Annotated in this window: 19 protein-coding genes and 2 pseudogenes; 15 read left to right on the top strand and 6 right to left on the bottom strand. The window is 59.1% G+C overall.

Annotated elements, in window-relative coordinates; translation table 11 throughout:
* Positions 1–10: 10 nt before the first annotated feature.
* Complete coding sequence (locus ABLU78_RS19670) at positions 11–751, top strand: substrate-binding domain-containing protein (RefSeq protein WP_032707819.1); 741 nt, start codon at positions 11–13, stop codon at positions 749–751.
* Here the strand turns inward: ABLU78_RS19670 and ABLU78_RS19665 are convergent.
* From ABLU78_RS19665 to ABLU78_RS19655, 3 genes are read right to left on the bottom strand one after another with little or no spacing between them, the layout of a single operon-like run.
* The gene (locus ABLU78_RS19665; RefSeq protein ID WP_048228678.1) at positions 735–1,484 is read right to left on the bottom strand and encodes an ABC transporter ATP-binding protein; all 750 of its coding nucleotides are present in this window, start codon (positions 1,482–1,484) and stop codon (positions 735–737) included. The genes ABLU78_RS19670 and ABLU78_RS19665 overlap by 17 nt on opposite strands.
* Positions 1,481–2,488 (bottom strand): iron ABC transporter permease, encoded by a 1,008-nt coding sequence (locus ABLU78_RS19660; protein ID WP_048228679.1) that lies wholly within the window; start codon positions 2,486–2,488, stop codon positions 1,481–1,483. Before ABLU78_RS19660 ends, ABLU78_RS19665 begins: the two co-directional genes overlap by 4 nt.
* Positions 2,478–3,536 carry an ABC transporter substrate-binding protein gene (locus tag ABLU78_RS19655; RefSeq protein WP_015366998.1) on the bottom strand — a complete coding sequence of 353 codons (1,059 nt, stop codon included), beginning with the start codon at positions 3,534–3,536 and terminating at the stop codon, positions 2,478–2,480. Before ABLU78_RS19655 ends, ABLU78_RS19660 begins: the two co-directional genes overlap by 11 nt.
* A 136-nt stretch (positions 3,537–3,672) precedes the next feature.
* Here ABLU78_RS19655 and ABLU78_RS19650 point away from each other — a divergent pair, with 136 nt between their 5' ends.
* Together ABLU78_RS19650 and ABLU78_RS19645 are read left to right on the top strand one after the other, a co-directional pair.
* On the top strand, positions 3,673–4,392 hold the full coding sequence (locus ABLU78_RS19650; RefSeq protein ID WP_015366997.1) for a polyphenol oxidase family protein: 720 nt from the start codon (positions 3,673–3,675) through the stop codon (positions 4,390–4,392).
* 80 nt (positions 4,393–4,472) lie between these two features.
* Positions 4,473–5,876: a DUF1996 domain-containing protein gene (locus ABLU78_RS19645; RefSeq protein ID WP_045385866.1), complete on the top strand. Its 1,404-nt coding sequence runs from the start codon at positions 4,473–4,475 to the stop codon at positions 5,874–5,876.
* A 54-nt stretch (positions 5,877–5,930) separates the two neighbouring features.
* Here ABLU78_RS19645 and ABLU78_RS19640 read toward each other — a convergent pair whose 3' ends face one another.
* Positions 5,931–7,511 (bottom strand): rhodanese homology domain-containing protein, encoded by a 1,581-nt coding sequence (locus ABLU78_RS19640; protein ID WP_045385868.1) that lies wholly within the window; start codon positions 7,509–7,511, stop codon positions 5,931–5,933.
* Positions 7,504–8,109, bottom strand: a complete 606-nt coding sequence (locus ABLU78_RS19635) for a cysteine dioxygenase (protein WP_045385871.1) — start codon at positions 8,107–8,109, stop codon at positions 7,504–7,506. Before ABLU78_RS19635 ends, ABLU78_RS19640 begins: the two co-directional genes overlap by 8 nt.
* A 107-nt stretch (positions 8,110–8,216) precedes the next feature.
* Here ABLU78_RS19635 and ABLU78_RS19630 point away from each other — a divergent pair, with 107 nt between their 5' ends.
* The 7 genes and pseudogenes from ABLU78_RS19630 (at position 8,217) to ABLU78_RS19600 (ending at position 15,248) form a co-directional block, all read left to right on the top strand.
* Positions 8,217–9,110 (top strand): LysR family transcriptional regulator, encoded by an 894-nt coding sequence (locus tag ABLU78_RS19630; RefSeq protein WP_020079075.1) that lies wholly within the window; start codon positions 8,217–8,219, stop codon positions 9,108–9,110.
* Positions 9,111–9,254: 144 nt separating this feature from the next.
* Positions 9,255–10,308 (top strand): annotated as a pseudogene (locus ABLU78_RS19625) (LLM class flavin-dependent oxidoreductase); the annotation flags it as partial.
* 85 nt (positions 10,309–10,393) lie between these two features.
* On the top strand, positions 10,394–11,488 hold the full coding sequence (locus ABLU78_RS19620; protein ID WP_045385974.1) for an acyl-CoA dehydrogenase family protein: 1,095 nt from the start codon (positions 10,394–10,396) through the stop codon (positions 11,486–11,488).
* A 5-nt stretch (positions 11,489–11,493) separates the two neighbouring features.
* Positions 11,494–12,468: an ABC transporter substrate-binding protein gene (locus ABLU78_RS19615; protein ID WP_015366990.1), complete on the top strand. Its 975-nt coding sequence runs from the start codon at positions 11,494–11,496 to the stop codon at positions 12,466–12,468.
* The gene (locus ABLU78_RS19610; protein ID WP_045385876.1) at positions 12,465–13,502 is read left to right on the top strand and encodes an ABC transporter substrate-binding protein; all 1,038 of its coding nucleotides are present in this window, start codon (positions 12,465–12,467) and stop codon (positions 13,500–13,502) included. Before ABLU78_RS19615 ends, ABLU78_RS19610 begins: the two co-directional genes overlap by 4 nt.
* Entirely contained in the window at positions 13,483–14,478 is a 996-nt protein-coding gene (locus ABLU78_RS19605) for an ABC transporter permease subunit (RefSeq protein WP_046884227.1), read from the top strand. Before ABLU78_RS19610 ends, ABLU78_RS19605 begins: the two co-directional genes overlap by 20 nt.
* Positions 14,472–15,248, top strand: coding sequence for an ATP-binding cassette domain-containing protein (locus tag ABLU78_RS19600; protein ID WP_045361226.1), 777 nt, complete (start codon positions 14,472–14,474; stop codon positions 15,246–15,248). Before ABLU78_RS19605 ends, ABLU78_RS19600 begins: the two co-directional genes overlap by 7 nt.
* A 95-nt stretch (positions 15,249–15,343) precedes the next feature.
* Here the strand turns inward: ABLU78_RS19600 and ABLU78_RS19595 are convergent, their stop codons facing one another.
* Positions 15,344–17,416, bottom strand: a complete 2,073-nt coding sequence (locus ABLU78_RS19595; RefSeq protein WP_080945094.1) for a TonB-dependent siderophore receptor — start codon at positions 17,414–17,416, stop codon at positions 15,344–15,346.
* A 505-nt stretch (positions 17,417–17,921) separates the two neighbouring features.
* Between ABLU78_RS19595 and ABLU78_RS19590 the strand changes: the two genes are divergently transcribed.
* The 5 genes and pseudogenes from ABLU78_RS19590 to ABLU78_RS19570 all read left to right on the top strand — a co-directional run bounded on the left by ABLU78_RS19590 (position 17,922) and on the right by ABLU78_RS19570 (position 22,674).
* Positions 17,922–18,743, top strand: a complete 822-nt coding sequence (locus ABLU78_RS19590; protein WP_032707830.1) for an ABC transporter ATP-binding protein — start codon at positions 17,922–17,924, stop codon at positions 18,741–18,743.
* Positions 18,740–19,765, top strand: a complete 1,026-nt coding sequence (locus ABLU78_RS19585) for an iron ABC transporter permease (RefSeq protein ID WP_032705702.1) — start codon at positions 18,740–18,742, stop codon at positions 19,763–19,765. Before ABLU78_RS19590 ends, ABLU78_RS19585 begins: the two co-directional genes overlap by 4 nt.
* On the top strand, positions 19,762–20,814 hold the full coding sequence (locus ABLU78_RS19580) for an iron ABC transporter permease (RefSeq protein ID WP_045366961.1): 1,053 nt from the start codon (positions 19,762–19,764) through the stop codon (positions 20,812–20,814). Before ABLU78_RS19585 ends, ABLU78_RS19580 begins: the two co-directional genes overlap by 4 nt.
* Before the next feature lie 11 nt (positions 20,815–20,825).
* A pseudogene (locus ABLU78_RS19575) lies at positions 20,826–21,778 on the top strand (iron-siderophore ABC transporter substrate-binding protein).
* Positions 21,775–22,674 (top strand): MurR/RpiR family transcriptional regulator, encoded by a 900-nt coding sequence (locus tag ABLU78_RS19570; protein WP_015705156.1) that lies wholly within the window; start codon positions 21,775–21,777, stop codon positions 22,672–22,674. Before ABLU78_RS19575 ends, ABLU78_RS19570 begins: the two are co-directional and overlap by 4 nt.
* The last annotated feature ends 9 nt before the right edge of the window (positions 22,675–22,683 follow it).

Raw genomic sequence — 22,683 nt, 5'->3', positions numbered from 1 at the left:
GATTCGTGTGATGACCCCTTCATTGACGCTGCTGGCGGCGGGAAGCCTGAAAAGCGCTTTCCTCCCGCTGCTGGCGCGATTTCAGCAGCTTAGCGGCATTCAGGTCGAGGCGCAGTTTGGCCCGGCCGGCCTGCTGCGCGAACGCATTGAAGGCGGCGAACGCTGCTCGCTGTTCGCCTGTGCGAATACCGAACACCCTCAGGCGCTGCTGCAAGCCGGGCTTGCGATAAAATGCTGTTCGTTTGCCGCTAACCGACTGATGCTGACCGTGCGCCGCACGCCTGATACCGATCGCGCTGACTGGCTGGCGTTACTGCACGATTCTCGGCTGCGGCTGGCGACCTCGACACCGGGCTGCGATCCTTCCGGTGATTACACCTGGCAGCTTTTTGCCCGTCTTGAGGCCAGCTATCCGGGCCTCGGACGGACGTTGATGGCCCGGGCGCAGCAGCTGGTCGGCGGTCGGGCGTCGCTCACTGTACCGTCGGGCGCTACCGCAGGGGCATGGCTAATTGGCGAAGACTTTGCCGATCTGTTTATCGGCTACGCCCACTATGCGGTTCAGATGACGGAGAGCGCGCAGTTTCGCACGTTACTCATTCCCGAGCCGTGGAATATTCGCTGCGAATATCAGCTGGCAGAAATTGAGGAGAGCGCCGCCGCGCGGCAGCTACGGCGCTTTATTACCGCTGAGGAAGGGCAGAATTTTCTGCGCGCGGCAGGTTTTTTGGCCGTTAACGATGGATCGTAAACTGAGGCGCCAGTAACGGCACCTCGCTACCGGGATGATCGATTTTGTGGACCGGTAGCCCGTAGGCGCGCCGCAGGTTTGTCTCGCTGAGCACCGCGAACGACTCTCCCGCCAGCCATTCGCCGCCGGGCAACAGCAGCAGGGTATGGCTGGCGACCTGCAGGGCGTGAGTCGGATCATGGGTGGTGAACATCACGGTGCGCTTCTGCCGATGAGCAAGGTCGCTAATCAGCTGTAACACAATCTGTTGATTGGCCAGATCCAGCGCTGAGCAGGGTTCGTCTAACAGGATATTCTGACTCTCACTGACCAGCGCGCGGGCAATGAGCGCCAACTGCTGCTGTCCGCCGGACAGGGCGCGAAAAAGCCGATTGGCCAGCGCGGCGATCCCCAACTGCGCCAGCGCCTGTTGAACCTCCCGTTCATCTTCCGGCCCCGGCTGCGCGAACAGATCGACGTGGCGGGCGCGCCCCATCAGTACTACATCGCGTACCTGCCAGCCGAATGCCGGACGAAACGACTGCGGCACGATGGCGATGCCGCCTTCTACGCTAAACTTTCCGCCGAGCGGCGGCAGAACGCCGGTCAGGGTATCCATTAGCGTGCTTTTGCCGCGACCATTGGCGCCCAGTATCGCCCAGATTTGCCCGTGACGGCACTGCATTGATAGTGGGGAGAAGAGCGGCTGACGATGGCCATAGCGCAGGGCGTCCAGTGATAATGAAATGTTCATTGGGCCACTCCGCGGCGTTGGGACCGAATGAGTAAAAGGGTAAACAGCGGCGCGCCGAGCAGGGCGGTAATAATGCCAATCGGAATCTCCGCCTGGGTTAAGGTGCGCGCCAGGTCGTCCACCACCACCATAAACGCGCCGCCGAGCCAGAATGCCGTTGGCAGCAGTCGGCGGTGATCGGCGCCAACCAGCAGGCGCGCCAGGTGCGGAATCACCAGCCCAACCCAGGCGATGCTGCCGCTGACCGCGACCTGGGCGGCGACCAGCACCGCGCAGCAAACCAACACTCCGCGGCGCAATGTGGTCACCGAAACGCCAAGACCGCGCGCATCTTTATCATCCAGCGCCAGCAGGTTGATACGCCAGCGCAGCTTAAGCAGGATAACGGCGGCGACGGCGACCGGCAGCGCCATGGACAGCACTTTATGCCAGTTAGCGGTGGCAAAGCTGCCGAGCAGCCAGAAAACGATATTCGGCAGGGTTTCTTCCGTGTCGGCAAGGTACTGCATCAGGCTGACCAGCGCGGCAAAGAAACCGCTGAGAATAATGCCGGAAAGGATCAGCGCTAGCGTGTTTTCACGCCCTTGCAGCCTGGCAATCAGATAAACCAACACCAGCGCGGCGAGGCCGAAGAAGAAGGTACACCCCATCATCGATATGATGTCAAAACCCAGCAGGATCGCCAGCGTGCCGCCGAAGGCGGAGCCGGAGGTCACGCCGATGATATGCGGGTCGACCAGCGGGTTGTGGAATACGCCTTGTAAAGTCGCGCCGCATAGCCCCAGCGAGCCGCCGGCCAGCAGCGCCATCACTACCCTGGGAAGCCTGACTGACCAGACTATCTGCCCGGCGATGCCGCTATCGGGCGCGCCATGCGTAAGCTCATGAAAGACCTCATTCAGGCTGAGGTGGTACTGCCCCAGGCATAGCGAAACGATAGCGATAAACAACGTCGCCGCCGCCAGTCCGCCGTGCAGCAGGGCCCAGTGAAGGTTACTGCGCATTCGGCGTCCATTTCACGCGGTAGAAGCGTTGATAGTAATCCTGCGCTTTCGCATCGACATCGACGTTCCGGTAGCGGGAAGGATAGAGCTTTTTTGCCATCCACAGTTCGCCTATCGCCAGCGCTTCCGGCATTGGGTAGCCCCAGGCCTTGGCGTATTCCGGCATCAGCCATACCCGGTGGTTTTTCACCGCGTCTATCGCTTGCCATTGCGGGTCGTTTTCAATCTGTTTGACCACCTGCGGATAGCGGTCCTGGACGAAGATCACCTCAGGGTTCCACTGCAGAACCTGTTCCAGCGAGACCTGACGGGCACCCTTAACCGTCGCGGCCGCAACGTTCAGCGCCCCGGCATGCTTCATCATCAGACCGGTATATTTGCCGGAGCCGTAAGTGTTGAGATCTGGATTGGCCATGTACACGCGCACCCGCTGGCTGTCAGGGATACCGGCGACCGGAGCGTTAGCTTCTGCTCGCGCCGCAAAGGTGTAATCAATCAGCGCTTCGGCCTGGTTTTGGCGTTCGACGACTTCGCCAATCAGGCGGATCCCCTGTTTAAGCCCGTCGTTATAGGCCTGCTCTTCATTGGCCATTGTCGGGTTCATTTTGTTTTTCTCGCCCGCCGCGTCCTGACGCAGGGATATCGCAACGACCGGAACCCCGGCGTTTTGGATCTGCTGGATCATCGCCTGCGGCGCGTAATTGGCGACGAACACCACCTGCGGATGCAGCGCCAGCAGGCTTTCGATATTGACCTGAGTTAAATCGCCCGGCGTCGGCAGATTTTCAATAGCGGGCATAAAGCGGACAAACTGCGGCCCGAGCTGTTTTTTCCAGCTGCTTAACACGCCGACGATATCGTCGCCGGCATTCAACTGGACCAGGAGATTTAGCGTCTGGTGCTGCAGGACGACCGCGCGGGTGATGTGGTCCGGCAGCGTAACCTGGCGGCCCAGTTGGTCGGTGACGGTGCGGTCGGCAAAGGCCTGGCTGGTGAACAGGCTGGCGCTGAACAACGTTAGCGCCAAAAGTAAACGGTGTGGTGACATGGATTAACCCGGTTGGATAAGAATAAGCGATATATATTAAATTATATAGCGATACCGGGAACAAAGCATCCACATCTTGCGTATCGAGCGGCTTTGACCTACGGTAAATCCACCACCAATCCATTCATGCGCCGTTATGTCTTATCCATCCCGCTTATTAAGTGATATCCCCGGTATTCGTTACGCTTTTCTCGATGTGCACGAAACCGCCGCTTTTCCGTACAGCGAAATGGCGCCGGTTAAGCTGGTGCACGGCAATGTTGTTCATCATTATCAGGGGCCGCAGGCAGAGCGGCCGCATGCCGATGCTGTATTTACGGCTCTGCGTGGGCAAAAGGTCGGCGTCGTCACCGCCGACTGTTTACCGCTGTTAATGGCCTCGCGGGATGGGCGCTATGTTTGCAGCGTGCATGCCGGCTGGCGAGGAGCGGCCAGCGGCATTATCGAAAACAGCCTGGCGCTATTTCGCCAGCATCATGTGGCAATAGAAGACGTTGTGGTGGTCTGCGGGCCGCATATTCACGCCTGCTGCTATGAGGTTTCGGCCGAGTTTTATCAGTTGCTGTTGACCATGCCGGCGGGCAAGCTGGCAAAACGGTACAATGACGAGCTGTTTCATCAGCGCCTCGCCCCGCCAGAAACCGGGCAAGCGCAGGCGACCGGGAACGATAATCTGTGGTTCGATCTCCGCGCGCTGGCGCAGCGGGTGCTGCAACAGGCCGGGGTGGCGGCGGAAAATACCGAATGGCTGGGAAGCTGTACCTACTGCACGCCGCAGGCGCTCGGCTCGTACCGTCGGCGCACCCATTTTCCGGCGGCGAAAACCTTCCAGTATTCATGGATTATGCGCGAATGAGATAAAATGATGTTTGCTGATGTGTAACATTGGCGCACGCTTGCTATCTCTACGGTCCTTCAAACAAGGAGGATCGTAAAATGAAAGCTAACTCAGTTGTACTGGCCCTGACCCCGCTGCTGGCCGCCAGCGCTTTTTCCGCCCATGCAGGACCGCAAGCCCAGGCGGTATGCGGTTACAGCCACACTCTTGGCGACGACGCGATTATGATGTTCGGTATGCCAAACCAGGCGATGTGGCATGATTTCTTCGGCAATACCCACACCGACGCGGTCTCAACTTATCAAACCCTGCGCGCGCAGCCGGAAACCACCTGTGATAACAAGGCCGATAGTTCCGCCTATTGGGCGCCGTCAATGAAGTTGCCGGATGGACAAATTGTCACTCCGGCTTATCAGAAAACCTATTACCAGGCGACCAAAGTCGAACAGTATCCGCTGCATCCTTTCCCGTCGGGGTTAGAGCTGCTGGCTGGCGACCACCACGGCTCCGCGCCGAGCTCACGGATAACCTTCCTGTGCGCCAACGGTAAAGGCTATAGCAACAAGGCAGGTGAGGTTTGCGGCCTACGTAAAGCGGGCGACGCGGTGCAGTTTAATATCGGTATTCAGTTCCCCAACTGCTGGGATGGCGTCAACCTGAAGCCGAGCCACGGTCACAGCAACGCCGCCTATGATGTCAACGGCGCCTGCCCGGCCGACTATCCGGTAAAAATCCCGACGGTTAATATGAATATCGCCTACGTGCTGCCGCAGATTAAATCACTGGACACGGCAAAAATTGAGTTGTCGATGGACCCGGTTATGAAGGGCGATAAACGTGAAGAGAAGTGGGGCAGTATCTATACCGCCCATGCTGATTTCATGAACGGCTGGACGGTCGAGGGCGCGCACTTCATGACCGAACACTGTATGAATGAAGGCATGGATTGCGGGACCAACGTGCCTTATAGCTTCTCGCTGGCGGAAGAAAACGCGGTGGTCGAGAGCGCGCAGCCGAATGTTAACTTCGGGGCGCCTGAAGCGCTGCAGATTTCCGATAACTGGAAGAACGGCGGCCGTACCAGCAACCCGGAAACCCTGACCCTGGTGAAGTTTAAAATCCCGGCGCTGCCGAAAGATCAGGATGCGTCGCTGTTTAAATATCGCCTGCGTCTGTACGGCGGCAAAGTGGAAACTAACGGCGCGGACCAGATCTTCTTCTACCCGGCCAGTAATGACTGGAGCGCGGCGAGCGTGACCTGGAAGCATCGGCCGGCCTGCAGCTACAACTCTGATGCTCAACTGTATCTCAATTCATCTCGTGAGTATCGGATGGTGGATATCGATAAAGCAGTGCGTAAGGCGCTGGCGGAAGGGAAAACCGAGATCTCCTGGTACATCGGCGGCGACCGTCAGGGCAACCACTATCAGTTTGACGCCGCAGCGGCGCAGAAGCAGCCGATCCTGATGCTGGTTGGCTTTAAAACCACCCCGGAAATTTAATTTCCAATAAAGGTAAGCTATTCCCGGTGGCCGTGTCGCCACCGGGTTTGTGACTTACAACACTTTAAAGCCGTGGGTACCGTCGCGCGCTAACTGTTCCACCAGGCCATACTCCCAGTCGAGATAAGCCTGCATTGCCTCAGCGGAGTTATCGGTTCCTTCATAAGGCCGTCGATAGCGATCGCCGCGCGGCGTTGCCAGATGCGTCTCGCCCTGTTCCAACGCCAGCCCGGCATCAATCCACGCCAGCGTCCCGCCGCTTAATAGTTGTACCGGCTTACCGGTCAATGCCGCGACTTCAGGCACGGCATAGCGGGCCAGCAGGCTGCTGCCGCAGGTGACAACGTAACGTTTTGCGGGAGGGATGAGCTCAAGCGCCTGACGCAGCTGTGAACGCGCCAGCCACCAGGCGCCGGGGATATGCCGTGCGACATAGTTAGCGCTGGTGGTGAAATCCAGTACCACGGTGCCGGGTTCACGCAATTGTTCCGCTAACTGCGCTGGGGTTATCTCCTCAGCCTGCGGCGCCGGCGGTACGCTGGCGGGCGGAACGCCGCGTTCGCTCAATTGCTCCACGCGGACATCGCGTAAAACCGCCACTTCCCAGCCCATCTGCGCTAACCAGGACGCTGCTATCGGCGCGCGTATCTCATCATCGGAGACCAGCACAATCCGTGCTCCGCGTACGCTGGCATAATGATCGGTTTCCTGCACCAGCTGGCCGCCGGGCGCATTCACGCTGTGCGGCAGATGGCCTGCGGCATACTCCTCGGGGCTGCGAACATCAAACAGATAGGTGGTGCGGCTCGGCTGCTGTTGCCAGCGGGCTAAAGTCGGGGCATCAATGAAGGCCACGCCAGCGCGCTCGGCCAACTGCGTCACTGCAGCCACGCGTTGCGCTGAGGCGCGGAAATCGGCGTCGTAGCGCCGCTGCTGGCCGTGCTCGAGCTCCAGTCCGGCTAAGGTCCAGCCGATGGTGCCGTTGCGCAGCGCGTAAACCGGATTGGCTAAACCGGCATTACGTAGCGATTGGCTGCCGATAATGCTGCGGGTACGGCCGGCGCAATTAACGATAACCGGCGTTTGCTGCGATGGCAGCAGGCCTTCGATGCGTAACGCCAGCTCCCCGCCGGGCACGCTGATGCTGCCGGGAATATTCATCGTTTGATATTCATCAAAACGACGCGCATCGACCACCACGACCGGCTGTGGACCCTCGATCAGCGCCTTCACTTCCTCGGCGCTCAACGAGGGCGTCTGGCGCTCGCTCTCTACCAGCTCGCCGAACGCTTTGCTCGGTGAGTTAACGTCCTGAAAGAGCTCGCCGCCACTGCGCTGCCAGCCCGTCAGTCCGCCTGCCAGTAGCGCGACATCCTGATAGCCCCAGCGTTGCAGCCGTTCAAGGGCCTGCTCCGCGAGACCTTCGCCGTTATCATAGAGGGTAATCGGCGTCGTCAGGCGCGGCACGCGGCGAAAAATCTCAAGCTCCAGCTTGCTGAGCGGCAAATTAGCGGCAAACAGCGGATGGTTAGTGGCAAATACGGCCTCTTCGCGAACATCGATGAGCGCCACTTCTGCGCCATCGATTAGCGCCTGGCGTACCTCGGCTGGCTGGCGATAATTGTAGTCAGGCATATTCATTATCCTTTGAGAGATCCCAGATATTGGGCAAGTGACGGTTGGAGTAACCGGAGACGAAAGGTTTGGCGATCCCATCCGCGGTATAAACAGCACGCCGGACGCTGCCGATGTTAGCGCCGTAGACGTGAATACTGATTGAGACGTGGTCAGCGAGCGCGTTACTCACCCGATGAATATCGCCATCGCGGGAAGAGACTTTTTCTACCTTGCCGGGAGAAAGCCGTTCAGCAGGACCATTGGCGATCGGTAAACCGCGTTCGTCGAGTCGGTAGCGCTGGTTCTCCTCCGCGCCGCGCAACATACCGATGGCTCCCCAGACCCGATGGTCGTGGATCGGCGTCGATTGCCCCGGCCCCCAGACGAAGCTGACAATCGAAAAACGTTGGCCGGAATCGGCATGCAGCAAATATTGCTGATAATGGTGGGGATGCGGCAGGGTGTACTCTTCCGGCAACCAGTCGTCTTTTTGCACCAGCGCAGCCAGGCGCACGGCGACGGCGTCGAGCAGGGTGGCCTCATCGGTAAACTGGCGATGCAGAGCATCAAGGTCTTGAATAAACTGGCGTAATTTTTCCACTCGCGGTGCAGTCATGGTGGTTTCCTGTTGTCGGGACTGGTCATTACGCTAGCAAAGGCGTTAATATAATTAAAATGCAATTTCCGCATATGTTAATATGCAAAAATCACATTAAGGATTGTATGCGTATCGATGACATTGATGCCCTGCTGGCTACCGTGCAGTTTTCCTCTCTTAACCAGGCTGCGGAATATCTCGGCATTACCCAATCGGCCATTACCCGTCGGCTTCAGCGTCTGGAGCAAACCCTCAATGTGACGCTGCTGGAGCGCCAGACCCGGCCCCTGACGCTCACCGCCGCCGGGCATCGGGTGTATGAGCAGTGCCTGAGCATTAAGCGGGAAACCAAAAAGCTGTACGGTCTGCTTGACCCGGAGGCGGAACCGCAGGGCGTTCTGCGACTCGGCGTGCCGCAGAGCGTGGCGGAAATCGCCCTCCAGCCGGCGCTGAGCGCGCTACGCCAGCAGTTTCCGGCCCTGGAACCGCAGGTGACCTGCGGCTGGAGCGGGCTGCTGCAAAAAAGGCTGGAGAGCGTCGAACTGGATGGCGTGTTGGCGATGGGACCACAACAGCAGCGCTTTGCTGACGGCTACAGCGGAAGGCTGCTGTGTCCGCTGGATATCGTGGTCATCGCGGCGAAAAGCTGGCGACTGCACGCCGGGGCGCTGCGCGACTGTGCGCAGCGAGGCTGGGTACTGAATCCCGACGGCTGCGGCCTGCGGGCCGGGCTAATCCGCGAACTGCAATCGCAGGGGCTGCGGCTTGCGCTGAACGTCGAGACCGCCGGCGCCCAGCTGCAAATCAGCCTGGTGGCGCAGGGACTGGGGCTTGGACTGGTGCCTCGCGCCGCGCTGGCCGCCAGCCCGTGGCGCGATGAAGTGGCCACGCTTGCGCTCGCGGATTTTCAGCCGCAAGTGCATCTGTGGCTGGTAAACGCGCAGAATCTGGCTAATCTGAGCCAGCCGCTGACTTTTTTTGCCGGAAAAATTGTGCAGCAACTTAACGCATCTGACTGAAAGATATCTATAAATTTTTAAATGCTTATTCTGCATATTAAGTTATGATAAAAATGCATTTCGCTCATTAAGTGCCTGTGTATAGGGTAATGAAAACGCGCCGCCGCCGCGGCCCATTCATTACCTTGCTACCAGGAGTTCTGTATGAGCATTCAGTTTCTAGGCATGATCGGCCACCGCCTGTCGTCAGAAACCATCGCCCCGGTAGGGCCGATTTTTGACCGTGATTATATTGTGCGCTTCGCGCAAACACATGAAGCCGCGGGGTTTGACCGTCTGCTGGTGGGGCATTGGTCCGATCAACCCGACGGCTTTTTGGTGACCGCGCTGGCAGGGTTGTCGACGCAAAAGATAGCTTTCCTGCTGGCGCACCGCCCCGGTTTTGTCTCGCCAACTCTCGCCGCGCGTAAATTCGCCACTCTTGAACATCTGCTTGGCGGCCGGCTGGCGGTACATATCATCAGCGGCGGCAATGATGCCGAGCAGCGCCGTGACGGCGATTATCTCGACCACGACCAGCGCTATGCGCGCACCGACGCCTTCCTCGATACCATCCGCAAAGTCTGGACCGCCGAACAGCCGGTGGACATCGACAATGATTTTTATCAGGCGCAACAGGCCTGGTCAGCGATTCGCCCGCTGCAGAAACCGCATATTCCCCTCTATTTCGGCGGTTCGTCGGAAGCGGCAATTACGGTTGCCGGTAAACACGCTAACGTCTTCGCGCTATGGGGGGAGTCGCTGGCGCAGACTGCGGAAACTATCCAGCGGGTACGGGCCGAAGCGGCAAAACATCAGCGCGAGATCGGTTTCAGCGTGTCGTTCCGGCCGATTATCGCCGATAGCGAAGCGGAAGCCTGGGAGAAGGCCGAGCATATTCTGCATGTCGCCACCGAGCGGGCGGCGCAGAACGACGGGGGCTTTAAAGCCAAGCCCGATAGCGTTGGCGCGCAGCGTCTGCGGGCTACGGCGGCGCAGGGCAAGGTGGTGGATAAACGCCTGTGGACCGGCATCGCGCAGCTGGTGGGCGGCGGCCACAACTCCACCGCGCTGGTCGGTACGCCGGAGCAGGTTGCCGATGCGCTGCTCGACTACTACGACCTCGGCGTGCGTAACTTCCTGATCCGCGGATTCGATCCGCTGAACGATGCGCAGGAGTATGGCAAAGCGCTGCTGCCGATTACCCGCGAAAAAGCCGCGCTGCGCGCCGCGGCGGAGCGTGCATCGTGAGTCATCGCCCAATCGCAGATTGGCCACGGCAGCTTGCCGAGATCCGCCAACTGATGGCGGAAGAGGCGGCCAGCCTTGATGCCAGCGGCGATTTTCCCCATCGCAATATTGACGTTCTGCGCCGACGCGGATTTTTAAGCCTTGCCGTACCGCAGCAGTACGGCGGACCTGGTGCCAGTTTAGCCGAGCTGCAACAGGCTATCGCCGCCATCGCCTGGGGCGAACCGGCAACCGCGCTGATTGTCTGCATGCAGTATCTGCATCATCTGCGGCTGGCGGAAAATACGCACTGGGCAGAGCCGCTACGCCAGCGCGTATTTGATGATGCGCTCACAAACGGCGGGTTGATCAATAGCCTGCGCGTCGAACCGGATCAGGGCTCTCCGGCGCGCGGCGGCCTGCCGCAAACGATAGCCAGCCGTAACAGTCGGGGCTGGCTGATTAACGGCCACAAAATTTATACCACCGGTATCGAAGGATTGAGCTGGCTGGCGCTGTGGGCGCGCAGTGACGACAACCCGCCGCTGGTCGGTAGCTGGCTGGTTCCTGCCGACAGCGAGGGCATCAGCGTAGTGAAAAGCTGGGATCACCTCGGCATGCGGGCCACCGGCAGTCACCAGGTGGTGCTGAAAAACGTGCAGGTGTCCGCCGGGCACGCGGTAGACGTTTGGCCCACCGACGAGCCGCCCGCGCCGGACGCCGAACAATTTCGTCTGTTTGCCAACCGTCATACGGCGCTACTGGCGGCGATTTACGATAGCGTGGCCCGTGCGGCGCGCGACTGGCTTGTCGTGTGGCTCGGCGCGCGGGTCCCCGGCAATCTTGGGCAAGCGCTTTCCAGCCTGCCGCGGGTACAGGAAAAAGTGGGGCAGATCGAAGGGCTGCTGCTGGTTAACCGCGCGCTGCTGGAGAATGCCGCGAAGCTCGGCTTTTCCGTTATTGAGGCCAATCTGGCGAAAGTCACTGTCACCGACAACGCCATTCAGACGGTCAACCTGGCGCTTGAACTCACCGGAAATCATGGTTTAAGCCGGCAACATCCTCTGGAACGTCACTATCGCAACGTCCTGTGCGGGCGGGTACATACGCCGCAGAACGACAGCGCGTGGCAGGCGGCGGGTAAACACGCTTTTCAACAACAAGGATAATTCAGATGCGCATACCCCATTTTACCCGCATAGCCGGGGCGCTAATGCTATTGACGCTGAGCAGCTATGTTGCAGCTCAGGAAAGAATCACACTTAGAATTGCCGATCAAAAAGGCGGCATGCGGTCACAACTGGAGGCCGCTAACGCCTTGCAAAACCTCGCTTACGATATTAAATGGGCCGAGTTTCCTGCCGCCGCGCCGCTGGCTGAAGCGCTCAACGCTGGCGCGGTTGACGTGGGGATTATCGGCGATGCGCCGCTGTTGTTCGCGCTGGCGAACGGCGCGCCGGTAAAAGCGATTGCCGTCGATAAGAGCAACCCGGCGGGGACCGCTGTATTGGTACCTCCCGGCAGCGCTTTAAAAAGCGCTGCGGATTTAAAAGGTAAACGCATTGCCACCGGGAAAGGATCGATTGGCCATTTTGTGGCGCTGAAAGCGCTGGAGCAGGCGGGTGTTTCGCCGAAGGAAGTACAGTGGGTATTCCTTGGCCCGGTGGATGCAAAAGTCGCGCTGCTTAACGGTTCGGTAGATGCCTGGGCGACCTGGGAGCCCTATACCACGCAACTGGTGAAAACCGCTGAAGGGCAGATTCTGGTGAGCGGCAAAGGGCTGCTGCCGGGTAATACCTTTCTGGCCGCCACCGATAATGCGCTGAAGGATCCGCAAAAGCGCGCGGCGCTTCAGGATTATCTTACCCGACTGGCCGGCGCCGAGCGTTGGGCTTACGCCAATCTCGATAGCTATGGCAAAACGTTGGGGGAGATCATTCGTTTCCCGGCGGATATCGCCCGCGCGCAGTTTGCCAACCGCCAGTCGCAGTGGCAGCGGCTGGACGCGCCGACGGTCGCCCAGCAGCAGTCGACGGCGGACTTTTATCTTGCCAACGGCCTCATTCGCGCAAAGCTCGATGTAACGCCGACATTTGATCACGGCTTTAACGTGCCGGTCACGCCGGTTCATGCGGAGGCGGCGCCATGATGACCACACGTTTTACCCGTCGTCGTTTCTTACAGTTTACCGGTGGCCTGGCGCTGGCCGGGGCGTATGTGCCGCTATGGGCTCACGATATGGCGGAGATGGCGAGCGGCGATGAACATCCGGCGCTGCGTCTGGCGCAGCCTTATAAAATCAAGTTGGCGATTAACAAAAGCGCAGTGTGCCTGGCGCCGGTCGCCGTCGCTGAGCAGCAGAAGATTTTTAGTAAATATAACCTCGACGTTGAGTTTGTTAACTTTGGTAACTCGACGGATGTCCTGCTGGAAGCGATTGCCACCGGCAAGGCCGACGCCGGGGTAGGCATGGCGCTACGCTGGCTGAAGGCGCTGGAGCAGGGCTTTGACGTCAAACTTACCGCCGGAACGCACGGCGGTTGCCTGAATCTGCTGACGGCCAAAAACTCGCCTTTTGGCGCGCTGGAGAGTCTGAAAGGGCAAACCATTGGCGTTACCGATATGGCCGGGCCGGATAAAAACTTCTTCGCCATCTTGCTGAAACGCCACGGCATCGACCCGATAAGCGATGTGCAGTGGAAAGTCTATCCGGCAGACCTGCTCAGCGTGGCGTTGGATAAGCGCGAAATCGCCGCCATTAGCGGCAGCGAGCCCTTTAGCTATCGTCTGCTGGAAACCGGGAAATATCAGCTAATCGCCAGCAATATGACCGGCGATTATGCCAATCTCAGCTGCTGCGTGCTGGGCGTCAGCGGTGCCCTTGCGCGCGATCATAAACCGGCGGCGGCCGCGCTTACCCAGGCGATTCTGGAAGCCCACAGCTATGCCGCCGCGCATCCGGAAAGCGTGGCGCAATCTTTTCTCACCCATGCGCTAAATACTAACGAAGCGGAGGTTAGCGGCATTCTTCACGGCCAGGGGCACGGTCATCATGCGGTGGGCGAGGCTTTTGTTAAAGAGCTGACGCAGTATGCCGTGGATCTGCAGCGGGTTCAGGTCATCAAACCGGGAACCGATCCTCATCAGTTTGCGGAGAGTATTTATGTCAACGTTTTCTCCTGACCGCGCGCTCGCCCGACCGGGGTTCGGCGCTCTGATCTGGACGGAGGGCGGGCTTGCCGCCGCGCTATGGCTGCTGGGCGGCCTGTTCACGCAGGCCTGGCCCGATGCCGGTCGGCGCTGGCCGTTTAGCGAGGAGTGGGCGCTGGCGCAGTTCACTCTCGGCGGCGGACTGCTGTTACTGACGCTGAGTTACCGTTACTGGCGCCAGCGGGGCGCGCGTTTGCAGCGTGCCGGAAAATGGCTGGCGCTACTGCCGGTGCTCTTCGCGATATGGGAAGGGCTGACGGCCAAGACGGCGTTTTTGCCGGTGCCGTTTTTCGCTCCGCCGCAGGCGCTGATTGAAGTGCTGCACGATGACTGGCCGCGGCTGCTTGATAGCCTGCTGCATTCGCTGGGGCTGCTCGGGCTCGGAGTGCTGCTTGGCACCAGTTGCGGGTTTATCAGCGGGCTGGCGATTGGCTGGTCTCAGCGTATTGGCTATTGGGTGCATCCAATTTTACGCCTGCTGGGGCCGGTGCCTTCCACCGCGCTGCTGCCGCTGTGCCTGTTTATCTTTCCTTCCAGCTTCGGCGCCAGCGTGTTTTTGATTGCGCTCAGCACCTGGTTCCCGGTCACGGTATTGACCTGGTCCGGGGTCATCGGTATCGATAAAGCGTGGTATGACGTGGCGCGAACGCTGGGAGCCAGCCAGCGATTTCTGATCCTGCGCGTGGCGATCCCCGCCGCGCTGCCGAACGTGTTTGTCGGCTTATTTATGGGGCTTGGCGCGTCGTTTTCGGTGCTGATTGTCGCCGAAATGGTCGGCGTCAAATCCGGGATCGGTTTTTATCTGCAATGGGCGCAGGGATGGGCGGCCTATCCGAATATGTACGCGGCGCTATTTGTAATGGCGTTGTTATGTTCCGGCCTGATTAGCGGGCTATTTATGATTCGCGATCGGCTGCTGAGCTGGCAGCGCGGAGGGATGCAATGGTAAGTGCCCAGACAATTTCGACCGGCGCTGCGGTGGCGGTACGTCATCTTCATCATGCTTTTACGTTGGGCAAACAGACGGTGCCGGTGCTGGAAAATATCAGCCTGCAGCTGCGCCCAGGAGAAAGTGTCGCCCTGCTTGGCCCCTCAGGATGCGGTAAATCGACGCTGCTGCGCCTGCTGGCGGGGCTGGAGCCACAGCAAAGCGGGCATATTGAGATTGATGATGCGGCGATGGACGGGCCGGGGCCGGAACGGATCCTGGTTTTCCAGGACCCGACGCTTTATCCGTGGCTGACGGTGCGGCAGAACGTGCTGCTGGGGCCGCAGGCGCAGGGGAAAAAGGGGCTGGAGCCGAAGGCCGACGCGCTGATTTCGCGCATCGGGCTGCAGGCGTTTAGCGAGGCGTGGCCGCGGCAGCTTTCCGGCGGGATGGCGCAGCGTGCGGCACTGGCGCGCGCGTTGCTGAATGAACCGCGTTTACTGCTGCTTGATGAGCCGCTGGGTAAGCTGGATTCGCTCACTCGCATCAGCATGCAGCGCGAGCTGATTGCGCTGTGGCAGCAGCAGGGTTATACCAGCCTGCTGGTCACTCACGATATTGAAGAAGCGTTGCTGCTTTGCGAGAGAGTACTGGTGATGTCGCCGCGGCCGGGGCGCATTATCGCTGAATTTACGCTTCCTCTGGCGTTTCCCCGCCATCGCGACAATCCGCTGCTATTGCAGCATCGGCAGGATATTTTGCGTATCCTCGGCCAGGAAGAGGATTGGTAAGCCAAATGCGTTATCCGGTATTTCCCCGCAGCAGGGGTTGGGGAGAAGTAGCCCGGATAAGGCGCAGCGCGCCACTATCCGGGGCAGGGGAAGGTTTAAAAATCCATTTTCACCGTAAACTGCACTTCACGCGGGTCGCCAATCTGGTTGCCGAGATTATTGGTGCCGATTGACGAGGTGTAATAGGTCTTATCGAACAGGTTCTTCACATTCATCTGTAGCGTTACCGGATACTGCAGCTTCATTTTATAGGCCGCGAAGATGTCGGCCACCGCATAGCCCTGCAGATAATAATCCGCGCCGTTGGTGCCGGAACGTTTGCTGACCGCGTGGCCGCCGCCGCCAACGGTCAGGGTGTTGCTGTTATAGACGTTATGAATGTCATAGGTCAGGAACAGCGAACCGGTATGTTTTGGCACGTTCGGTAGCGGTTTACCGGCATAATCGGGATCTTCCAGCACTTTGGCATCGGTATAGCCGTAGCTGGCGATGACGCTGAGGTTATCGGTGAGCGAGCCCGCCAGATCCACCTCCACACCGCGCGAGCGAACCTTACCCGCGGTCTTCGCCACCGTCTCGTCGCCAATACTTTCGGTATACAGCACGTTACGTTTATGAATATCAAATAACGCGATATTGGCGGTAATACCCTCTAAAAGGTCGAATTTTGCGCCGACTTCGTAAGAGGTGGACTCTTCCGGCGGCAGTTCGCCGATATAGCTGGCAATCGACGACTGCGGCATAAACGACTGGGCGACGTTAGCAAACAGCGACACGTTTGGCGTTACCTTGTAAACCAGCCCAGCCTTCGGCGTCCATTTCTCATCGCGGCTATCGGTATTGACGTTAAACGGACGGCCTTTACCGGCGTACTGGGTGTAATACTGGTAGCGTACGCCGGCCACGGCAATCCAGTTGTCGGTCAGATACAGGGCGTCCTGGAGATAGGTCGCATAGCTCTCCTGCTTGATGCGCTGATCGCTATCGGCAGTGGAAACGGTATTACAGGTATCAAGAGTGCCGTAAACCGGATGATAAATATTAAAGCCTTTCACGTTCTTACAACGCAGCATATCGGTACGCAGCAGATCGTAATTCTCATAGGCGACGCCGGTCAGCAGTTCATTATAAAAGCCGCCGATGACCACATTGCCTTGTAGATCGGCGCGGGTGGAATGCATCTTTTGCGTCGAGCCGTGCGTGCCGTCGACCCGGCGAGTCAGGTTGCCGGTCGCAGAATCATAGGCCATTACCCTGGCCTGGTTATCGTTGTAGTGATCCTGACTGTAACTGTAATCAAAGCGCGCGGTCCAGGCGCTGTTAAGACGGTACTCGGCATTCAGTTGGGCAATATCGGAATAACCATCGGTGATATTAAAGGCTTCATCGAAACGGGTTTTACGATCGACGTTGACCGCGTGGCCGGTATCGAGGTCGAAAATGGTGCCGCGGTCAAAAGGGGCGCTGTAATCGCGATGTGAATACGAAGCGGTAATGGTCGCGCTATCGCCAAACCAGCTCAGGGAAGGGGCGATAAAGCTGCTTTTGTTCTTGCCGAAATTACGCCAGTAATCTTCATTTTGATATTCGCCGATCAGTCGATAGGCCAGACGAGTTCCTTCTATCGGTCCGGTCACGTCGAAGCTACCCGTGCCGCCGCCAAAACTGCTGGAGGTGGCGGAAACCGAACCAGAGAACTGGCGCTCGGGGCGTTTGGTGACAACGTTAATCAGCCCGCCGGGGTCGAGAATACCGTACAGCGTCGAGGCCGGGCCCTTCAGGACTTCAACCCGCTCGGTAGCGGCGTTAAAGCTGCGCGGCAAAACGGTACGCAGGCCGTTGGTCATGATAGAACCGTCGCGATTGGCGCCGAAGCCGCGGCGGGTAAAGGCATCCTGGGTACCGCCGAGGGTATTGGTCTGCACTACGTTGGCGACGTTATACAATGCTTCATCCAGCGAGGTAGCGTGCTGATCTTCCAGCACCCGGTCGCTGACGGTATTCACCACCTGCGGAATATCCAGCAGCGGCATTGAGGTCAATGTCGCCGTGGACGAACTCAGCGGCTGATAACCGCTGGTGGCGTTCTGCTGGCGGCCGTCAGCCACCACGGTAATAGTGTCCTCAACATCCTTTGTATTCTTTGCCGCGTTATTTTCTGCGGCCATTAATCCCGGTGAGGCTAAAAAAAGAAGCGAAAAAAGCGCGCGCCCTTGCAATGTCCTGCAGGCGACATGGGGTTGAGTCATTATCTGTTTCTCGTGAACGAATCTGCCTTTGCGGTCAGATAAAGCCAATAAAATCATTGCCCTGAAAATAAAACCTATCTGTTAAGCGTCTGAACGCGCCTTCAGATATGTAATTGAGAATCATTCAAACACGAAGAAATGTAGTAGTAAATGTTATGTAAGATAAAAAATCATCGCAGAAGAAAAGCGCGATTTCGCAGCCTGTAGTAGGCGGTAAGATGCTATTATTTTATTGATTATAAACACTATTCATAAAATTCATTTTGTCTCTTCACGAGATGGTCAACGTGAAGGAAGCAACATGAAGCACAGTATTGACTACTACATTCATCCCCTTCATGATCAAAAGAGAATGAGATTTATTTTGATTTGACTGCAGAACGTCGAGGGCTGATGCCGGAACGCTGCGGCGCAGGAGCGAGTTATGCCACAGCGGGTAAACCCTGCAGAAAAGGGGATCGTCCTGGAATCCCTGTCGGCCGGATATGGCCAGACGCTTATCGTCGATGACATTAACCTGACGATCCCCAGCGGTAAAATGACGGTGCTTGCCGGGGCTAACGGCTCAGGCAAATCAACGCTGTTATCGACCATCGCCCGGATGCTAAAACCGCTCGGCGGCTGCGTGCGTCTGGACGGAAAGGCCATCCACGACATGCCGACCAAAACGGTTTCCCGCCAGCTGGGGATCCTGCCGCAATCGCCGCTGACGCCGGAAGGGCTCACGGTGTTCGAACTGGTATCGCGCGGGCGCTACCCGTGGCAGGGGCTGATGCGCCAGTGGTCTGCAGCCGATGAACAGGCGGTGGAAGAGGCGCTGCTATTAACCGGCACCGCCGAATTCGCCCATCTGGCGGTCGATAGCCTTTCCGGCGGCCAGCGTCAGCGCTGCTGGATAGCGATGGCGCTGGCCCAGCAGACGAAAACCATATTACTGGATGAGCCGACTACCTGGCTCGACCTGCGCTATCAGGTCGAAATTCTTGAACTGCTGCAAAGCCTGACCCGCGAACATGGCCGCACGGTAGTGACGGTGCTTCACGACCTGAACTTTGCGGTGAACTATGCCGACCTGCTGGTATTTCTCAAAAAGGGGCGGATAGCCGGGACCATTTCAGAACAGGAAATCTGCAGCCCCGAACTGATTAAAAACGTCTTTGATGTTGATGTGCAGATGTCAATCAATCCGCAAACCGGCAAACCTTTCTTTATGCCGTTTCGCGCACCCCAGGCCGTTGCCCGATGAGCGCCGCCGTGCTGTACGCCACGCGGCGTCGTACTCGTCCGCGGTTGGCCATGCTGCTATTAACCCTGATGCTAATCGCCGGTTCGCTGATTCATCTTGGTTTAGGCGCCCGCTGGATCGCGCCGCAGACGGTCCTGCAGGCGCTGATCGAGTACGACCCGCGGAACTTCGATCACCGTATTATTGTTGATTTACGTCTGGTTCGGCTGGCAGCGGCGCTGTTGACCGGCGCGGCGCTTGGCGTTGCCGGGGTGCTGCTGCAGACGGTGATCCGCAACCCGCTTGGCGAGCCGCATATCCTTGGGCTCAACGCCGGGGCCTCGTTGGCGGTGGTCGCGACCTCGGCGCTGGGCCTCTCTGTCGGCGATTTTCCGGCAGCTCGCCCGCTAACCGCCGCCTGTGGCGCGGCGCTACTGTTCGGCGGGGTAATGGCGCTGGCCTCTGCCGGGCGCGGCGGGGCGACGCCGCTGCGCATTACGCTATGCGGCGTGGCGATCTCGGCGTTTGCCTCGGCGGTGACGGCGGCGATATTAATTCTTGACGAACAAACGCTGCTGGCGATGCGCACCTGGCTTGCCGGCGATCTGGCCGGGTTGAACTGGGCTACTCTACAGGCGGCGCTGGTGCCGGCGCTTTCTGGCATGGGACTGGCGCTGCTTCTCGCGCCACGTCTGAACGTGCTGGCGCTGGGCGATAAAGTGGCGCTGGGGTTGGGGGTGAATCTGGTGCAGACCCGGCTGCTGGGGCTGGCCGCTATTGCGTTGCTGTGCGGCGCGGCGGTGGCGGTCGCCGGACCAATAGGGTTCGTCGGGCTGGTGGTGCCACACGTGGTGCGCCGTCTGATAACGCAAGATATTCGTCTGGCGTTACCGCTGGCGGCGCCGGTAGGGGCGCTGGTGCTGGTGCTGGCGGATATCGCTGCCCGTACGATCGTCGCCCCGCAGGAACTGGCGACCGGCGCGATGACCGCGCTGGTGGGCGCGCCGCTGTTTATCTTTATTGCCGCGAGGTTTTTTAAATGAAACGCGCCGTTCATCGCGCCGGATTTCGGCCTCTGGCGATGGGTTCAACCCGCCTATTGTTACGTCCGGCGGCATTAAAAATTGCCGCCTTCATCCTGTTCATTTTGCTGACGCTGGGGCTCTACAGCCTCAGCCGCGGCAGCTTCCCGCTGCCGTCTTCGACATGGGCGCGTGCGCTGCTGGCGCCGGAGCAGATTGGCGAGCAGCAACGCTTTATCCTGTTTGACATTCGCCTGCCGCGAATTTTGATGGCGCTGCTGTGCGGCGCCATGCTTGGCCTGGCGGGGGCGGCGATGCAGAGCATTACCCGTAACGGCCTGGCGGACCCCGGCCTTATTGGCGTCAAAGAGGGAGCCTGCATTGTGGTACTGGCGCTAATTTTGTTCTTCCCGGCCGTAGGGCTGGCGTGGCGGCCGCTGGCGGGAATGCTCGGCGGCGTGCTGGTGGCGCTGTTGGTGCTGGCGCTGGCGCGCGATTGTTCACGTCCGCGCTTTATTCTGATTGGCATCGGTGTGTCATGGACGCTGGCGGCGGCGGTTGGCATTTTTATGACCACCGCCGACGTACGCGATGTACAGACGGCGATGATCTGGCTCTCCGGTAGCCTGCACGCGGCGACCTGGCCGCTGCTGGCGGTGGCGTTTTGCTGGGCGCTGCCTGGCGCATTGATTCTGTTCTGCACCGCCCGCGCGGCGGATGTGGCGCTGCTGGGTGACAGTACCGCCATCGGTCTTGGCGTGCGTTTGCCGCAGCTCACGCTACTGCGTTTCTTCGCCCCCGTGCTGCTGACCTCTGCCAGCGTTTCCTGCGTTGGCAGTCTGGGTTTTGTCGGCCTGATGGCGCCGCATATGGCGCGTTTCGTCCTGCGCGGCGGTCAGGTGGCGCTACTCTGCGGCAGCGCGCTGATTGGCGCGTTGCTGGTGCTGGCAACCGATACGCTGGGGCGGCTGGCGTTTGCGCCGCTGCAGATCCCGGCGGGGATTGTTATTGCTCTGGTGGGGTGCCCATTTTTTATTGCTCTGCTTTGGCGTCGCCGTGACGCCCTGTAAATCAAAAAGGATTGTTATGCGTTGGTTCGTTTCTCTGCTGGTGCTGTGCGCGGGCGCTGCCGCGGCTGCCGATTCGCAAACCTTCACCGACGATTTAGGTCGTACGGTGAGCGTACCGCTGCATCCGCAGCGTATCGTTTCGATGCACGATCTCGATATTACCATCCCGCTAATTGAGCTTGGGGTACCGCCGGTGGCCAGCCATGGCCGCACGCGCCCTGACGGCAGCCACTACCTGCGTTCCAGCGCCCAGTTGACCGGCGTCGATTTCGACAATAGCGAGATTCGCTTTATTGGCACCGCCGATATTGACCTTGAAGCCGTGGCTGCGGCGAAGCCGGATCTGATTATTACCGAGCCGAGCCGCCATGTCTCGGTGGAGCAACTGGCGAAAATCGCGCCGACGGTCAGTATCGATCACCTGCAGGGCAGCGCGCCGCGGATTTACCGCAAACTGGCGCAGCTCACCGGCAGCCAGGCGCGGCTGGCGGTGCTTGAACGTCGTTATCAGGAACAAATTAAACAGCTAAAGGCCACGGTCGACCCGCAGCAGTACCGCGTTTCGGTGATACAGGCGAATAACGGCAAGGTGACGGTACACTACTCCTATCACGCGCTGGGGCGAGTTCTGCGTGACGCCGGGTTCCGCTTCCCGCCGTTGATCGACAAGATCCCCGATGGCCAGCGGATCGACGTCAGCGCCGAGCAGCTACCGGAACTGGATGCCGATTTTGTCTTCGCGACCTGGCGTTCGGACACCGGCGGTAAGCCGCAGGATGAGCTAAAGGCCATGGAGGCGGTAATGCCCGGCTGGTGTGACTTTATGCGCGCCTGCCGCACCGGCCGCTATATTTTGTTGCCGCGCGAAGAGGTTATTTCTAATTCGTATGCCGCATTGACGCTGATGGTTGCTCAGGTGCGGTCGCACATCGCCGGGCGGCCGATTCCGACGGGGGCGAAATGAAAGCGGGAGTGAAAAAAGAGAAGGGGAGAGTCGATCTGTTTGGCGAGCGTTTTCGCGCCCGCGCGCATCAACTTTCGCCCCGTTTACGCGAAGTGGCAAACTACATTAATGATAATCGCGAGGTGGTACTGGAACGCACGGCGATGGAGATCGCCACCGCTACTCACACCTCCGATGCCACCGTGGTGAGGGCAATTCAGGCATTGGGTTTTGCCGGGCTACGCGAATTAAAAGAGACCATGGCGCGCTGGTTCGGGCCGTCTGCGACCTCGTCGGAAAAGATGCGCTCGACGGTGGGGGCACTCTCCTGTGATGTCAATTCCAGCATCGATTTTGTGCTCGATGGGCATCAACGCGCCTGTGAGGTGCTATCGCGTGCGGACAATCGCGCGGCGGTAGCCCAGGCGGTGGCGCTGCTGGGGGATGCGCGTCAGGTGGCGATATTTGGCATCGGGGCGTCGGGGATCCTCGCCGAGTACACCGCGCGTCTGTTTAATCGTATTGGCTTACCTGCCTGTACCCTCAACCGTACCGGCTTCAGTCTTGCTGAGCAGTTGATTAGCCTGCAGCGCGGCGACGTGCTGATTATGATGGGGCAAAAATCACCGCACCGGGAGGGCATGACCACGTTGCGCGAGGCGCAGCGGCTGGGGATCCCGACGATATTACTCACCCAGGCGCTGGATTCGCGCTTCAGTCAACTGGCACAGGTGGTGATTGATGTTCCGCGCGGCGGCGATAACGGGCGAGTGCCGCTGCACGGTACGGTGCTGATTTGCCTTGAGATGATCGTGCTGTCCGTTGCCTCGACTACGCCGCAAAAGACGGTCAAATCAATGAAGCGAATCAATGAATTGCATCGAGCCATAGGCAAATCAGGTGGTCAACGCGGTTGAACAAAAGAT

Origin of the sequence: Klebsiella sp. JN_Kp122 (genome assembly GCF_040062085.1) — a bacterium.
Classification (GTDB): Bacteria; Pseudomonadota; Gammaproteobacteria; order Enterobacterales; family Enterobacteriaceae; genus Klebsiella; species Klebsiella aerogenes.
The sequence above is the reverse complement of the archived record's forward strand: the minus strand, read 5'-3'. Positions and strand labels throughout refer to the sequence as shown.

Excerpts from the sequence above, each read along its gene's own strand:
- ABLU78_RS19670 (WP_032707819.1), top strand. The coding sequence starts at position 11 with ATGACCCCTTCATTGACGCTGCTGGCGGCGGGAAGCCTGAAAAGCGCT.
- ABLU78_RS19665 (WP_048228678.1), bottom strand. The coding sequence starts at position 1,484 with ATGAACATTTCATTATCACTGGACGCCCTGCGCTATGGCCATCGTCAG.
- ABLU78_RS19660 (WP_048228679.1), bottom strand. The coding sequence starts at position 2,488 with ATGCGCAGTAACCTTCACTGGGCCCTGCTGCACGGCGGACTGGCGGCG.
- ABLU78_RS19600 (WP_045361226.1), top strand. The coding sequence starts at position 14,472 with ATGGTAAGTGCCCAGACAATTTCGACCGGCGCTGCGGTGGCGGTACGT.
- ABLU78_RS19590 (WP_032707830.1), top strand. The coding sequence starts at position 17,922 with ATGCCACAGCGGGTAAACCCTGCAGAAAAGGGGATCGTCCTGGAATCC.
- ABLU78_RS19635 (WP_045385871.1), bottom strand. The coding sequence starts at position 8,109 with ATGACTGCACCGCGAGTGGAAAAATTACGCCAGTTTATTCAAGACCTT.
- ABLU78_RS19605 (WP_046884227.1), top strand. The coding sequence starts at position 13,483 with ATGTCAACGTTTTCTCCTGACCGCGCGCTCGCCCGACCGGGGTTCGGC.
- ABLU78_RS19630 (WP_020079075.1), top strand. The coding sequence starts at position 8,217 with ATGCGTATCGATGACATTGATGCCCTGCTGGCTACCGTGCAGTTTTCC.
- ABLU78_RS19615 (WP_015366990.1), top strand. The coding sequence starts at position 11,494 with ATGCGCATACCCCATTTTACCCGCATAGCCGGGGCGCTAATGCTATTG.
- ABLU78_RS19640 (WP_045385868.1), bottom strand. The coding sequence starts at position 7,511 with ATGCCTGACTACAATTATCGCCAGCCAGCCGAGGTACGCCAGGCGCTA.
- ABLU78_RS19610 (WP_045385876.1), top strand. The coding sequence starts at position 12,465 with ATGATGACCACACGTTTTACCCGTCGTCGTTTCTTACAGTTTACCGGT.
- ABLU78_RS19595 (WP_080945094.1), bottom strand. The coding sequence starts at position 17,416 with ATGGCCGCAGAAAATAACGCGGCAAAGAATACAAAGGATGTTGAGGAC.
- ABLU78_RS19655 (WP_015366998.1), bottom strand. The coding sequence starts at position 3,536 with ATGTCACCACACCGTTTACTTTTGGCGCTAACGTTGTTCAGCGCCAGC.
- ABLU78_RS19645 (WP_045385866.1), top strand. The coding sequence starts at position 4,473 with ATGAAAGCTAACTCAGTTGTACTGGCCCTGACCCCGCTGCTGGCCGCC.
- ABLU78_RS19580 (WP_045366961.1), top strand. The coding sequence starts at position 19,762 with ATGAAACGCGCCGTTCATCGCGCCGGATTTCGGCCTCTGGCGATGGGT.
- ABLU78_RS19620 (WP_045385974.1), top strand. The coding sequence starts at position 10,394 with ATGGCGGAAGAGGCGGCCAGCCTTGATGCCAGCGGCGATTTTCCCCAT.
- ABLU78_RS19570 (WP_015705156.1), top strand. The coding sequence starts at position 21,775 with ATGAAAGCGGGAGTGAAAAAAGAGAAGGGGAGAGTCGATCTGTTTGGC.
- ABLU78_RS19650 (WP_015366997.1), top strand. The coding sequence starts at position 3,673 with ATGTCTTATCCATCCCGCTTATTAAGTGATATCCCCGGTATTCGTTAC.
- ABLU78_RS19585 (WP_032705702.1), top strand. The coding sequence starts at position 18,740 with ATGAGCGCCGCCGTGCTGTACGCCACGCGGCGTCGTACTCGTCCGCGG.